General features: G+C 29.0%; 13 protein-coding genes. 4 read left to right on the plus strand and 9 right to left on the minus strand.

The window, feature by feature from the left end; all coding sequences use genetic code 11:
* Positions 1-16: 16 nt before the first annotated feature.
* The 4 genes from EPJ79_RS06065 to EPJ79_RS06080 all read left to right on the plus strand — a co-directional run bounded on the left by EPJ79_RS06065 (position 17) and on the right by EPJ79_RS06080 (position 4,981).
* Complete coding sequence (locus EPJ79_RS06065; protein WP_147738816.1) at positions 17-1,846, plus strand: DNA-methyltransferase; 1,830 nt, start codon at positions 17-19, stop codon at positions 1,844-1,846.
* 117 nt (positions 1,847-1,963) lie between these two features.
* Positions 1,964-3,040, plus strand: coding sequence for a peptide chain release factor 1 (gene prfA / locus EPJ79_RS06070; protein WP_147738817.1), 1,077 nt, complete (start codon positions 1,964-1,966; stop codon positions 3,038-3,040).
* A 42-nt stretch (positions 3,041-3,082) separates the two neighbouring features.
* Positions 3,083-4,522 (plus strand): spiro-SPASM protein, encoded by a 1,440-nt coding sequence (locus EPJ79_RS06075; protein WP_147738818.1) that lies wholly within the window; start codon positions 3,083-3,085, stop codon positions 4,520-4,522.
* 30 nt (positions 4,523-4,552) lie between these two features.
* Positions 4,553-4,981: a hypothetical protein gene (locus EPJ79_RS06080; protein WP_147529648.1), complete on the plus strand. Its 429-nt coding sequence runs from the start codon at positions 4,553-4,555 to the stop codon at positions 4,979-4,981.
* 23 nt (positions 4,982-5,004) lie between these two features.
* Here the strand turns inward: EPJ79_RS06080 and EPJ79_RS06085 are convergent, their stop codons facing one another.
* From EPJ79_RS06085 to flgE, 9 genes are all read right to left on the minus strand, one after another.
* Complete coding sequence (locus EPJ79_RS06085) at positions 5,005-5,991, minus strand: sugar phosphate nucleotidyltransferase (RefSeq protein WP_147530812.1); 987 nt, start codon at positions 5,989-5,991, stop codon at positions 5,005-5,007.
* Positions 5,992-6,177: 186 nt separating this feature from the next.
* A complete protein-coding gene (locus EPJ79_RS06090) occupies positions 6,178-7,470 on the minus strand; it encodes a hypothetical protein (protein ID WP_147738819.1) in 1,293 nt (430 codons plus the stop codon).
* A 144-nt stretch (positions 7,471-7,614) separates the two neighbouring features.
* Positions 7,615-8,187, minus strand: coding sequence for a GNAT family N-acetyltransferase (locus EPJ79_RS06095; protein WP_147738820.1), 573 nt, complete (start codon positions 8,185-8,187; stop codon positions 7,615-7,617).
* Positions 8,188-8,232: 45 nt separating this feature from the next.
* Entirely contained in the window at positions 8,233-9,180 is a 948-nt protein-coding gene (locus tag EPJ79_RS06100) for a M28 family peptidase (RefSeq protein ID WP_147738821.1), read from the minus strand.
* A 135-nt stretch (positions 9,181-9,315) separates the two neighbouring features.
* Positions 9,316-10,173: an RsmD family RNA methyltransferase gene (locus EPJ79_RS06105; protein WP_021957987.1), complete on the minus strand. Its 858-nt coding sequence runs from the start codon at positions 10,171-10,173 to the stop codon at positions 9,316-9,318.
* 19 nt (positions 10,174-10,192) lie between these two features.
* Entirely contained in the window at positions 10,193-10,996 is an 804-nt protein-coding gene (locus EPJ79_RS06110; RefSeq protein WP_021957988.1) for an OmpA family protein, read from the minus strand.
* Positions 10,997-11,031: 35 nt separating this feature from the next.
* Positions 11,032-11,823 carry a motility protein A gene (locus EPJ79_RS06115; protein ID WP_147738822.1) on the minus strand — a complete coding sequence of 264 codons (792 nt, stop codon included), beginning with the start codon at positions 11,821-11,823 and terminating at the stop codon, positions 11,032-11,034.
* A gap of 58 nt (positions 11,824-11,881) precedes the next feature.
* On the minus strand, positions 11,882-12,106 hold the full coding sequence (locus tag EPJ79_RS06120) for a flagellar FlbD family protein (RefSeq protein ID WP_021957990.1): 225 nt from the start codon (positions 12,104-12,106) through the stop codon (positions 11,882-11,884).
* A 55-nt stretch (positions 12,107-12,161) separates the two neighbouring features.
* A complete protein-coding gene (gene flgE, locus EPJ79_RS06125; RefSeq protein WP_147547820.1) occupies positions 12,162-13,484 on the minus strand; it encodes a flagellar hook protein FlgE in 1,323 nt (440 codons plus the stop codon).
* Between the last annotated feature and the right edge of the window lie 86 nt (positions 13,485-13,570).

A 13,570-nucleotide genomic window follows, 5' to 3' on the forward strand; every position in this document is an offset into this window, starting at 1 on the left:
AAATTAAGGGGAGACAATGCCAATAAAATATATTCCATATTATCCCGATACGATAACGGGACAAGCGATTTTAGATAATTTTACAAGGACTCTTAAATATAGCGATAACGATAGAGTAAAGGATAAAATATTAAGAGGAATGCCACTTTATGAAATGAAACATTTAGAAACTGTAAAATCGAATTCTAAAAATAATAACGAAAATATGCTTATTAGAGGAGAATGTTTATCGGCATGCGCGTATTTAAAAGATAAAGGAATTACGGTAGATTTAGTTTATATCGACCCGCCTTTTGCAAGCGGAGCGGATTATGCGAAAAAAGTGTATATAAGGCAAAATCCTAAAATAGCGCAAGCCATAGAGCAAGCGCAAATCGAAATGGGCGAAGATTTTCAAAGTTTTGAGGAAAAAATGTATGGCGATATTTGGAATAAAGAAGATTATTTAAATTGGATGTATGAAAATCTAACGGCGATAAAATCCATAATGAGCGAAAACGCGAGCATTTATGTGCATTTGGATTGGCATATCGGGCATTATGTAAAAATTTTAATGGATGAGGTTTTTGGGGAGGATAATTTTGTAAATGAGATTATTTGGTGCTATACGGGACCAGCTAATCAAAAAAACAATTTTCCAAGAAAACATGATACTATATTTTGGTATTCAAAGGGAGAAGATAAAGTTTCAAATATGGAACTTGTAAAAATTCCATATAAGAAATTAAGCACAGGAACTAATAAAAAAGGAACTATATTCAAAGAAAATTATAACTTAAGTGAAGAAGGTAAAATAGTTGAGGATTGGTGGATTGATATATCTCCTGTAGATAGATTGCTTAATGAACAAGAAGATTATTCTACGCAAAAACCCGAAGCATTATTAGAAAGAATCATAAAAGCAAGTAGCAATGAAAATATGCTTGTTGCCGATTTCTTTGGAGGAAGCGGAGTGGCTGCGGCGGTGGCTCATAAACTTGGCAGAAAATTTATACATTGTGATATAGGCATAAATTCTATACAAACTACAAGAGATAGACTTAAAGCCTTAAATTCAAGTTTTGATATATTAGAAATAAAAGACGGCATAGAGCTTTTTCGCAATCCCGCTCAAACAATGGACAAAATAAAAACGCTTATTAGCGGACTTGTAGAAACAAGCGAACTCGATAAAAACTATTGGATAGGAGCTTTAAACGATAGCAAATTGGGAATCGTTCCCATATATGTTCCGAATCTGCTCGATAGCTCTCAAAAAGTTTTGGATAAGGTATTAATGAACGATATTTTAAATAAAGGCGTTAGCGAACTTCCCGAAGAGATTAAAAAAGTTATAGTATATTATATCGATATAGACAATAGAAAAGATATAGATAAAATGATAAAAGATTTTAAACATTCGCTCGCTCAAGTTGAACTTTTGCCTTTACAAGATTTGCTTGACGAAGTTGTGGCTATGGATTCGATTGAATATAATATAAAGAAAATAGGAACAAAATTTGAAGTTGAAATTATAAGTTTTTTAAGCGATAGAGTTATTAAAAAAATTAACGAATATAACCAGAAAAAACAAAGCCAAACTATAAAAAACGGAAAAAAATTTAAGCCAATAAATATAAGCGAAAACGGTTTAGAACTTATAGAATCGGTATCGCTCGATTGCTCAAACGAAAAAGGAATATGGATAAGCGACAGCGAAATAAAAATAGATAAAAATTCTTTTACTATTAAAGACGGAATAAAAACTAAAGGATTTTGGAACGGAAAAATAGCTTGCGATAAAAAGCCTTTGCGTTTGAAAGTGCGAAATATATGCGGAGACGAAAGTATTATAATATTAAAATAATCAAAATAAAACTTAAATAATTAAAAAATATCTTTTATTATTTTTTACTTTGTAAAATAGTTGATAAATATAATTAATCGTATATAATAAAAATTATTAGGAGATAAAAATAATTTTATGTCGATTACAGATAAATTATCGCTTGTTGAAAATAATTATAATGAAATAGTTGAAAAATTAAACAATGGAAATATAAAAGATAATAGAGCGATTCAAGAGCTTATGAAAAAAAAATCAGAAATTGAGGATGTAGTTTTTGAATATAAAAAATTAAAAGAAGTTTTAAAACATATTGAAGAATCTGAAGAGATTATAAAAAATTCAGATAGCGATAAAGAGCTTAAAGAAATGGCTATATCCGAAATTGAAGAGCTTAATCAAAAAAAAGAAAATATTTTATCGAATTTAAGATTATTACTTTTGCCTAAAGATAAAAACGAAGGAAAAAATATTATAATAGAGATAAGAGTTGGAACGGGCGGAGAAGAATCGGCTTTATTTGTAGGAGATTTATTTAGAATGTATGTTAGATTTATTGAAAGAGCAAATTTAAAAATGGAGATAATAGACTCAAGCCCTACGGAATTAGGCGGCTATAAAGAAGTTATATTTTCAGTTTCTGGAAAAGACGCTTATAGAAGTTTGAAATTTGAAAGCGGAACTCATAGAGTGCAGAGAATTCCCGCGACAGAATCGGGAGGGAGAATTCATACTTCGGCGTCTACTGTGGCGGTTATGCCCGAAGCTATGGAGAGCGATGTCGTTATTAAAGACGAAGATATAAGAGTCGATATATTTCGTTCAAGCGGACCTGGAGGGCAGTCGGTAAATACAACCGATAGCGCCGTTAGAATTACGCATTTGCCAACGGGTTTGGTAGTTCAATGTCAGGATGAAAAAAGTCAACATAAAAATAAGGCAAAGGCTTTGAAAGTTTTAAGAGCGAGAATATACGAAAAAGAGGAAGCCGAAAGAAAAGCGAAAGAATCGAAAGAGAGAAGAGAACAAATTGGCTCGGGAGATAGAAGCGAGAGAATAAGAACTTATAATTTTCCGCAAAATAGAGTAACCGACCATAGAATAAATTTAACATTATATAAATTAGACAGATTTATGGACGGAGAGATAAACGAAATAACGGAAGCTTTATTTAAAAAAGAGCAGGAAGATATGCTTGTTTCCTACTCGGATTAATTTTAATTAAAAAATATATTGAATTTTAATAGAGGTTTTTAAATGAATTTTTTAATATTAGTCGATAATTCTTTTTCAAATAAATATTCAAAAGAATTTGAAAGTCAATTTTTAAATAAAATAAAATCTCTTAAAAATAATTTAAACTGCGATATTAAATTTATAGAAAATAAAAATATTGAAAACATAGAAAATTATTTAAATAATATTTACGAAGAAAGCGAAGGCTATAATAATATAATTTATATTCCATGCAATATGCCGCTTTTTAGCGCGGAAGAAACGATAAAACTTACAAAAATTCATGAAGAAAATATTGCTTATTTCAGTTATGGAGAAAATTATCCTATTGGAATAATTCCTTTTATAATAAGAAGAGACGCTTTTGAAAAATTATTTAATATCTCAAAAAATAAAAATATAAAAATTTCGGAAAATGCGATAAAAGATATAGTTTTTATAGACCCGAATTTTTTTGAAATAGAAATTTTGGTTTCGGAATTTGATATGAGATATTATAGATTATATTTATTTGCCGATTGCAAAAGAAATTCTATTTTAATATCTCGCCTTATCGATTATAAAAGTTATGAGGAGATTGTAAAAGCTATAAAAGAAAATCCTATTATAAGAAGAACTTTGCCCGCATATATTGAAATCGATATAAATAATAGACAAAATATTTTAAATAAAAATTTATTTTCATGCGAAAGTTTAAAAAAAGAATTATCTAAAGAAGAAAAAAATATATTGTTTGACGATTTTAAAAATATATTTGATAAGTTAGTTAATTTTTGCGAAGATTTTCATTTATCAATAGGCAGTTTTTACGAACCTTTAATTAATAAAGATATTTTTGAAATTTTAGATTATGCGACTAAAAATAAAAATGTGACTATTTATTTGGAAACAAACGCTTTTTTGCTCGATAACGATAAAGCTAAAAAATTAATTAATTTGCAAAACGAAAGAGAAAATCTTTTTGTAATAATTCATTTAGATGCGATAGACGAAAATATTTATAATAAAATTTACGAAAACGGCGATATTAAAACTATTTTGTCGAATATAGATTATTATTTGATTAGAGAGCCTAAAAATACTTATTTGCAAATAACTAAACAAAAAGCGAATTTCGATTTTTTAGCTTCATATTATAAATATTTTGAAAAGTATAAAGTAGAAATTATAATGCAAAAATATTATACATTTAGAGGAATTATAGAAGACAATAGAGTAGGCGATATGTCTCCTTTAATTAAAGTCGGTTGTTGGCATTTGGCTAGAGATTTATTTATTGACGCTTACGGCGATATTTATATTTGCAGATTTGATATTAACAAAGAAAAAAAAATATCTTCAATAAACGAAAACGATTTAAAAAATATATGGAAACAATTTGAAAATTATTATATTGATAATGTTTTTGAAAAATTAGATTTTTGTAAAAATTGCGATGAATGGTATTTATATAATTTTTAATTTTTATTTATTATAAATTAAATTTGATTTATGGAAAGAATAATAATTAAATATTTGCAACTCGTTATAGTCTCTTTTATAATTCGTTTTTTAGTTTTAAGATTTTTACTCGAATTTTCTATAATTAAAAAATTTTTCTATATGAGAGAAATGCTTCCCTGCGTTCGTAATTGGAATAGTAGAATAAAAATGATTTATTACTGTGAAATATTTTCTTTTATTCAAAGTTTATTAATCGCTTTTTATTTTATGGTTTTCTGTCATTTTATTTCTTTAAACGAATTCTTAAAAATATTTATATCTTTTTTATTGTATTTTACTTTTATAATTATTGAAAAATTGCGATTTGCGATAACGCTTACAAATTATCCGACTTCGCTTCTTTTAATGGACACTTTTATATATTTATTTATAGGCTTATTGCAATTTATGGCTATGGGTTTTATTTTATTTAATTAATTTGTTTAATCAATTTTGTTTATTTAATTTTGTTCTATTGTCATAGAAGCGCCTATATCCATTGAATTTGTTTTTCCTTTATATTTCGCTTTTTCGGAAACTATGCAATCGTCCATTAAAACATTTGATATATTAACCTCTTCAAACATAATGCAATTTTTAAGTATAGAATTTTTTATTTGAGAATTTTTTCCTATATGAACATAAGGACCAATTACCGAACTTTCTATTTTTACATCCTTATCTATAAACACAGGAGGAACTATAGCAGAATCTTTAATATTATCGCTTAATATTTTATTCTTTATTATTAGTCTGTTAGTTTCTATCATAGTAGATTTTTCGCCGCAATCAAACCATCCTTCCAATTTAAATGTTTTGAAAATTAATCCTCTTTCAATCATATATTCCAAAGCGTCAGTTAATTGATATTCGTTTTTAGTTTTGATATCGTTTTTTATTATATAATCAACCGCTTCAAATAATTCTTTTGAGTTAATAATATGATACAAACCCGTTAAAGCTAAATTGCTTATAGGCTCTTTCGGTTTTTCTACTAATTTTTTTATTATTCCTTTATCGTTTAAAATAGCGACTCCAAATCTGCTCGGATTATCGACTTCGCATACGCCTAAAGAGTTTTCATTTTTAGAGATTATTTCAGGCAAATTTAATTTAAAAATCGTATCGCCTAATATAATAAAAATTTTATCGTTATCTTTAATATATTCTCTCGTTAAAGAAATTGCATGAGCTAAACCTTTATATTCTTTTTGAACTACAAAAGAAAGTTTAATGTTTTTATATTTTGAAGTTAAATATTCAATCATTTTTTCTTTCAAATATCCTACTATAAAAATAACCTCTTCCAAATCGGGTATTAAAGAAATATCGTCCATTATAAAATCTATAATCGTAGAACCCGCTATTGGCAAAATCGGTTTTGGTTTTGTATTAGTATGCGGTCTTAATCTTGTGCCTTCTCCCGCCGCTGGAATTATAACTTTCAAAATATAATCCTTAAAATATTTTTTATATATTAGTATAATAGTAAAAAAAATTATATCAAGCCTTAAAATAAAGAAGTTATTATTTTAGCGTTTAGTTTTTATAATAAACTCGAATAAATTTAATATATAATTTTTTTAAATATTTTTTATTATAATATTTAATAAGCAAATATTGAAAGAATTATTTTAATCGTCTATTCTTATTGACTTTATAGCGTCTAAACAAATTTCTCTGTTTTCTTCTCCGTTATAAGTAAACCAAATAAGCAAAGCCAATTTATTTGTAATCGCGGCTACTGTTATTATATTATCTTCGTTATCTAATTTTTTCTCGTATGCTATATTTTTTATATCGTTAGATTCTATTTTTATATTTAAAGGTTTTCCCTTATCTTCGTCCGCTATATCCATTTGTTTAATAACATAATCCATTATAATGTCGGTTTCTTCGTTTGAAAAAGTATAAACTTGCATCGCTATATAAATATTAATATCTCTGAATTCCACTAAAGTTTTATCGCTTCTATTCATATTCATACGCATTGGCAAAATCATTGTAAATCCGCCCGCTATTGTATATCGCGCTTTTTCCATTCTAAATCCTATATTTATATTTGAAACGACATTATTTTTATTTTCTTCGATAAATTTTACCAAATTAGAATCGTCCAAATATTCGGCGACTTTTATTAAAATATTATAAGGATATCTCAAATTTTTATCTCTTTTATAAGCTTCTTCAAAAGAATAAATTATTTCTTTATAAAGTTTTTTTTCTTTGTCGTCTATAATTTCTCTAAAAGGAAAATAAAGCCATATCATGCTAATTAAACTTTTAAACCAAAATTGAGCGTTCATCTCTTCGTCATTCCAAATAAAAAAATCTTCCGCAAAAACTTTTTTATCTTCTTCATTCGCTGCAATTAAATCTGTAAACCAAGTTTTTCCCCAATAGCCTAAAGTCGAAAGCGCAAAATATTCTTTTTCTATTATTGGATAATCATAAGGCATAGCTATCATAAAATTTCCAAAACCTTTATCATGATGTTCCAAAAGCATTTTAGAATAATCGGCTAAAGAATCTATAAAAAATTTTTTGAGTTTATTAAAATCTCTCTCTTTAAAATAACCGCTTGGGTCTTTATAATCTTCATTTTCTTCAAATGTTATATCAAGCCTTCTTGAAAGTCTGTCTAAAATATTAATTATAAATTTATGGTAGCCCGCTCCAAAAGTTCCCGTGCTTACAGTTACAAATAAAGTATTTTCTTTATATTCAAAATATATTGGGTCGGCGGTTGGATGAAAAGAATATATTAAAGTATTTTCATTTTCTATTACGGAATACTCCGAAAGCATTATTAAAGGATTTATATTAACTTCATTTAAAGACGACACTATGGCTTTAAATAATCTATCTCGAATAGGAATAACTCGTTTATTATCAAATTTGGCATAAAGTAAAAATTCTACATTCATAACATTTTATTATAATATTTTGTAAATATAATAACATTTTTAATTATTTTATCAAGTATTTTATTCTTTATTATTTTAAATCATAATTCAATATATAAAAAATTAAAATAATATTATTTATTGTAAAATCAAATAAATATCTTTCTACTTTGTAGAATTCTCAATAATTTTTTCTATAGTTTTTAAATCAATATCTTTCATAAAAGTAAACGGCTTCGGATTTAATTCATGTTCCGCAATTTCTTTTTCAAATATAGAAACATTATGCCAATTTCCACATTTATATCCCGTTTTATGATATTCTCCGATTTTTTCAAAACCCAAAGAAAGATGCAATTTTTCGCTTTTAATATTCGGAGATGTTATCAAACTATAAACCGTTTTTATGCCTTGAAATTTTAGAATTTCAATTAAAGTTAAACATAATTTTTTACCAAAACCTTTTGAAACGCTTGATTTATCTAAATATATCGATAGCTCTACATTCCATTGATAAGCCGCTCTCTCAATATATCTATGAGCGTAAGCGTATCCTAAAATCTCTCCTTTCTCTTCGCAAACTAAATAAGGATATTTTTCAATAATATTTTCAATTCTTTTTTCAAATTCCGAAACTGTCGGAAGAATATATTCAAAAGTTATAGCGGTTTCTATATATTGGGAATAAATCTTAAGCAGAGAAGAAGCGTCTGAAATTTTTGCTAATCTGATTTTCATTTTATTATTATAATATATTTTTTAATTATTTTAAATAATAAGAGATTAAAATATTTTGTCGGCATTTTTTAAAATATATTCTATTGTAAATCCAATAGCTTCGAGAGTTTTAATATCGATTTTATCAATCGTATCTTCTGAAGTATGATGATATTTATAATCCATATCTATTATATCGATAAAAGGAATTTTATTCATTATAAATGGAATATGGTCGTCCGTTATAATTCCGTAATGTTCATTAATAAAATAATTTCCAAATCCTAAACTTTTTGCATATTCCCAAATCTTATCGTATATATTCGGATAATAAGCGTAAGCAAGACTTTCGTATTTAAATTTAGCGTTATAACCTCCAACCATATCTAGAAGTATTCCAAATTTTATTTTTTCCTTTTCTAAAATTTTATCATTTACAAATGCAATGCTTCCTTGAATCCAATCCGTTTCAGTTAAACCGTTTCCGTTATTATAAAATAAATTTCCATCGTCTTCCAAATCAAATAAAATAAAACAAATTCCATAATGCAATTTTTCGTTTTTTAAAGAATTCATAAGCTCAAGCAATACTCCAGAACTGCTCGCTCCGTCATTTGCGCCGTCAATAGGTTTATTTCTGTTTTCAATTTTTTTATCTTTTTCCGCTACGGAACGACTGTCATAATGGCTCGCTATAATAATATATTCTTCAATTTCGCCTTTCAAAAAAGCGTAAATATTTTCTCCTTTTCTGCCTTTAATATAAGGAGCTTCAAAATTATGCGTAAAAACTTTATAACCCATAGATTTCATTTCTTCTTTAAAAAATATTCTTGCATTTTTATGCGCTTCGCTTCCGTAAACTCTCGCTCCAAAATCGACTTGTTTTTTTATATAATTATACGCGTTTGTCGAATTAAAATAAAATTTATTATTTTTGGAAGGACTCGCATTGGCGTCTTTACATGAATATAAAAGCATCGATATAATAGTTAAAATAAAAATGTATCTCATAATTATAGATTTTCAATTTATTATTTGTAAACGATTTTATTATATAACATTTTTATATATTGTCTATATTTTTAATATTTGAGAAAATTCATTATTAAACATATTGAATAAAGAATTTAAGAAATAGGTTTATTTTTATGTAAAAAACCTCGCGTATATTCCGCAAGGAAGAATTAATTTTGAATTTTCTATCGGTATTCCAATCTCTCCGCTTTCAAAAAATCCTTTATTTTTTATATTTGTTTCTAAAATATTTTTTAAAGATATATGAGAAAAACTTGCAGTATAACAATTAATTAAAAAAAGTATAGGCTCGTCAGATAATAATTTTACGCATTCTTTCATTAATCTTGTTAAGCTTGTTTCTATTTGCCAAAGCTCGCCTTTAGGTCCTCTGCCGTAAACTGGAGGGTCCATTATAATAATATCGTATTTTCGTCCCCGTCTCGATTCTCTTAAAACAAATTGAATAACATCTTCTATAATAAACCTTACTTTTTTATCTTCAAGTTTATTTAACTCTATATTTCTTTTCGCTTGTCCTACAATTTTTTTTGAAGCGTCAACATGCACAACTTCTTCGCATCCCGCATAAGCGCAAGAAATAGTAGCGCCTCCCGTATATGCAAATAAATTTAAAGCCTTTATATTATTTTTTTTAGATTGTTTTATTTTATCAATTATGAATTGCCAATTAACCGCTTGCTCGGGAAAAAGTCCGATATGTTTGAAATTGGTAAACTCTATATAAAACGATAAATCTTGATATTTGATAATAAAATTTTCTTTCGGCTTATTTATATATTCCCAATAACCGCCGCCTTTATTTGAACGATGATAAATAGCGTCTAAATTCTCCCATTTGTTTTTTTGCTTTGCCCAAATAACTTGAGAGTCGGGACGAGAGATTAAAAAATTTCCGATTCTTTCTAATTTTTCTCCGTCTCCGCAATCTATTATTTTATAATCGTTCCATTTATCCGCTAAAAGCATATTTTATTTTTTATTATTTTTATCTTTGATTATAATAAGTGACATCGCTTCTAACTATAACTATATCGACTCTTCTATTTAAGGCTCTTCCGTCAGGCAAATCGTTTGAAGCCATAGGACGAGTGTCGGCATATCCCGCGACTGAATATTTATTTCTATCTAATTTTCCCGTTTGGTCATTTTCAAATAATTTTTCTAAAATAACTATAGCTCTTGCAGCAGAGAGTCCCCAATTATTTCCAAATTGTCTTTCAAGTTGACTTCCTGGAATTATAGCTCCCGAATCGGTATGTCCTTCTATTCTTATCTCGTTAGGCAAACCGCTTAAAACGGATGCAAGTTTAATAAAAGTTTCCGTATTATTTTGATTTTCTACTAAATTAGTTCTTCCCGATTCAAAATATTGGTCCGCTCCAAGCGTTATTACAAATCCTCTTTCATCTTCCGTCACTCTTATTTTTTTACTTTTTATTTCCGATTCCAAAACCGAAGTGGCTTCATCTATACTTCTGCCCATAGAATATCCTCTATCAGCGCTTGGCAAAGTTTCGGCGCTCGCTCCTCCGTATATTAAACTGCTTTGAGATAAAGTAGCTCCCCCGTCCAAAACGCCAAAAGAACCTTGAAACGCTGTGGCTATAAGTTGCATTGCGGAATTTTGAGATAAAGCCGCTTCCATTGAGGCAAGCAACATAACGAAGAATGTTAAAACCAAAGTTACGAAATCTCCGTAAGTTTGAAGCCATAAAGGAGCGGAAGGTCCTGGAACTTGAGCTTTATCTCCCGCTTTTTTAGCTTTTTTACCAAATTTAGTAGTAGCCATTATAAATCCTTAATTCTATTCCCAAATAAATTATATTATCTATCTCCAACTTGTTCATTAACTTTTTGTCTTTGAGCAGGCGGAAGGAAAGATACCAATTTATCTTTAACTATTCTTGGATTATCTCCAGCCTGTATAGATAATATCCCTTCTATCATAATTCCTTTTATCAAAGCTTCGCTTGAATGTCTTGATGCAAGTCTTCCAGCTATAGGCAATGCAAAACCGTTAGCTATAACCGAACCGTAATAAGTCGTGATAAGAGCTACAGCCATACCAGAACCGATTGCTTCAGTTCCTCCGCCTCCGCCTAAACTTCTAAGCATTATAACCAAACCTATAAGCGTTCCTATCATACCCCAAGCTGGATATAATGAAGCGGCGTCTTCAAATACTTTTCTTACGGTATCATGTCTCGCCTCAATATTATCAATTTCCGTATTCAATATATTTTTTACAAGTTCTGGGTCCGTTCCGTCAACTACTAATTGCATGCCTTTTTTTAAGAAAGGGTCTGAAACTTCTTGTATATCGTCTTCCAATACCAATAAGCCTTCTCTTCTTGCTTTCTCTGAAAAACTTATTAAGGTTATTATCATTTGGGCTTCGTCAAAGTTTGGTTTTGTTAAAAGAATTTTTATGGCTTTTGGAACTCCCAATACGGTTGATAAGTCATTAGCGACTAAAAGCGAAGTGCTTCCTCCAAGTCCTGTAACAACTAAAGACGCTATATCGACCATGTGTCCGACATTACCGCCTCCTGAAATAATACCGAATAAGTTAATTACTATAACGGCTACAAAGCCTATAGGCACTATTATATCCATATTTTACTCTCTAAAAAATTAATTAAAAAATATTTATATCAAAATTACTGCTATTATTCTATTCTTCATTTCCATAAAAAGACGGTTTTTTAATAGTATCTTCGTTTATAATTCTTTTTCTATATTCTATAATTCTGTTTAATACCGTTTCAAAACTGTCTTTTGTAACTATCTTTCTTCCCGAAAGCATAGTTATAACTAAATCAGGAGTCTCTTCCATAAACTCTATTTGATGCGGATTAACATATAAAATCGTTTTATCAAATCTCGTTATATGTATCATTAAAACTCCCGATTAATTATACTATAAAATAATAAATATGTCTATTTACTATTATTTATCTTTTAAGCGCTATAACTTCTTGAAGCATTTGGTCCGCGGTAGTTATAGTTCTTGCATTTGATTGAAAGCCTCTTTGAGTTACTATCATATCTGTAAACTGTTCGCTCAAATCTACATTCGACATTTCTAAAGTTCCCGCTTTAATAGAGCCTCTGCCTTCAACAGCCGCAGGTCCTATATTAGCAGCTCCCGAGTTATTGCTTTCCACAAATAAAGTGTCTCCCGCTTTTTCCAATCCGCCCGCATTATTAAATTTTGCTAAAGCGACTTGTCCTAATGTCTTTCTATTTCCGTTTGTAAATACTCCCGTTATTTGTCCGCTATCGTCAATGCTAAATCCTTCAAGCATTCCCATCGTATAACCGTCTTGCTCAATCGCTTTTGTAGTTGAAGGAGATTCAAATTGAGTAATTCCGTTAAATAAACCAACCTCGCCAAGAGTCAAGTAAATAGTTTGTTCAACTTCGCCTTCAGTTCCTTGATAAGTAAAAGAAACATTTGGCATTAAAACTCCTTCTTCTTGAGTTTGTCCGCCATCGCTTACGGATATTAAAGAGCCTGCATCGTTAAATACTAATTGAAAAGTATTATTTCCTCCGCCTTGAACAGGGTCGCCAGCGGATACGCTTATACTTCCTTCAGTCGCATCTGGAATTTCTATAACCATATCCCATCTATTTATATCTGTTCTATTAAAAGTCGCTCTTAATTGTCTTGGTATTCCTGTAGAATCGTAAACCGTAATATCCGATTGATGATAATCTGAATTTTTTTGCAAATTACAGAAAAATCTTGTATTTTCCGTAGCCCTTGCTGGGTCCTTTGAGCCGACAGGAATAATTAAATCTTCAATTCCAGCCGCCGTATTAATTATCATCTCTCCCGTTTCATTCATTTGAGAATTCCAACCTTGCACTTTATAACCGTTTGACGGATTAACCAAATAACCGTTTTTATCTAAAGAAAAAGCGCCGTTTCTCGTATAAAAAGAATTATTTCCTCTCTTTTCAATAAAGAATCCTTCTCCTTGAATCGCTAAATCGGTATTGACTCCCGTCACTTGCAAAGCTCCTTGAGTGTGAATCGTGTCTATAGTGGCAACCATCATACCTAATCCAACTTGTTGAGGATTGATACCGCCTCTATCTTCTTGCGGTTTAGCGGCTCCGCTTATAGATTGGCTTATCATGTCCTTAAAAGTCACTCTTCCTCTTTTAAATCCGTAAGTATTAACATTGGCTATATTATTTCCAACCACATCCATTCTAGTTTGATGATTTTGTAAACCAGACACGCCGGCAAATAATGAACGCATCATAAGGCGTATTCCTCCAAAAATTTTAATATTTCTTATAAAATATTTTCGGTATAATTAAAAATTGCTTAATAGTTTTTATAATAGAA

Source organism: Brachyspira aalborgi (assembly GCF_008016455.1).
Taxonomy (GTDB): Bacteria; Spirochaetota; Brachyspiria; order Brachyspirales; family Brachyspiraceae; genus Brachyspira; species Brachyspira aalborgi.

Bases quoted from the DNA above. Each gene is read 5' to 3' on its own strand.
- EPJ79_RS06115 (WP_147738822.1), bottom strand. From the start codon at position 11,823: ATGGATATAATAGTGCCTATAGGCTTTGTAGCCGTTATAGTAATTAAC.
- EPJ79_RS06080 (WP_147529648.1), top strand. From the start codon at position 4,553: ATGGAAAGAATAATAATTAAATATTTGCAACTCGTTATAGTCTCTTTT.
- EPJ79_RS06100 (WP_147738821.1), bottom strand. From the start codon at position 9,180: ATGAGATACATTTTTATTTTAACTATTATATCGATGCTTTTATATTCA.
- EPJ79_RS06120 (WP_021957990.1), bottom strand. From the start codon at position 12,106: ATGATACATATAACGAGATTTGATAAAACGATTTTATATGTTAATCCG.
- prfA (WP_147738817.1), top strand. From the start codon at position 1,964: ATGTCGATTACAGATAAATTATCGCTTGTTGAAAATAATTATAATGAA.
- EPJ79_RS06090 (WP_147738819.1), bottom strand. From the start codon at position 7,470: ATGAATGTAGAATTTTTACTTTATGCCAAATTTGATAATAAACGAGTT.
- EPJ79_RS06075 (WP_147738818.1), top strand. From the start codon at position 3,083: ATGAATTTTTTAATATTAGTCGATAATTCTTTTTCAAATAAATATTCA.
- EPJ79_RS06065 (WP_147738816.1), top strand. From the start codon at position 17: ATGCCAATAAAATATATTCCATATTATCCCGATACGATAACGGGACAA.
- flgE (WP_147547820.1), bottom strand. From the start codon at position 13,484: ATGATGCGTTCATTATTTGCCGGCGTGTCTGGTTTACAAAATCATCAA.
- EPJ79_RS06095 (WP_147738820.1), bottom strand. From the start codon at position 8,187: ATGAAAATCAGATTAGCAAAAATTTCAGACGCTTCTTCTCTGCTTAAG.
- EPJ79_RS06105 (WP_021957987.1), bottom strand. From the start codon at position 10,173: ATGCTTTTAGCGGATAAATGGAACGATTATAAAATAATAGATTGCGGA.
- EPJ79_RS06110 (WP_021957988.1), bottom strand. From the start codon at position 10,996: ATGGCTACTACTAAATTTGGTAAAAAAGCTAAAAAAGCGGGAGATAAA.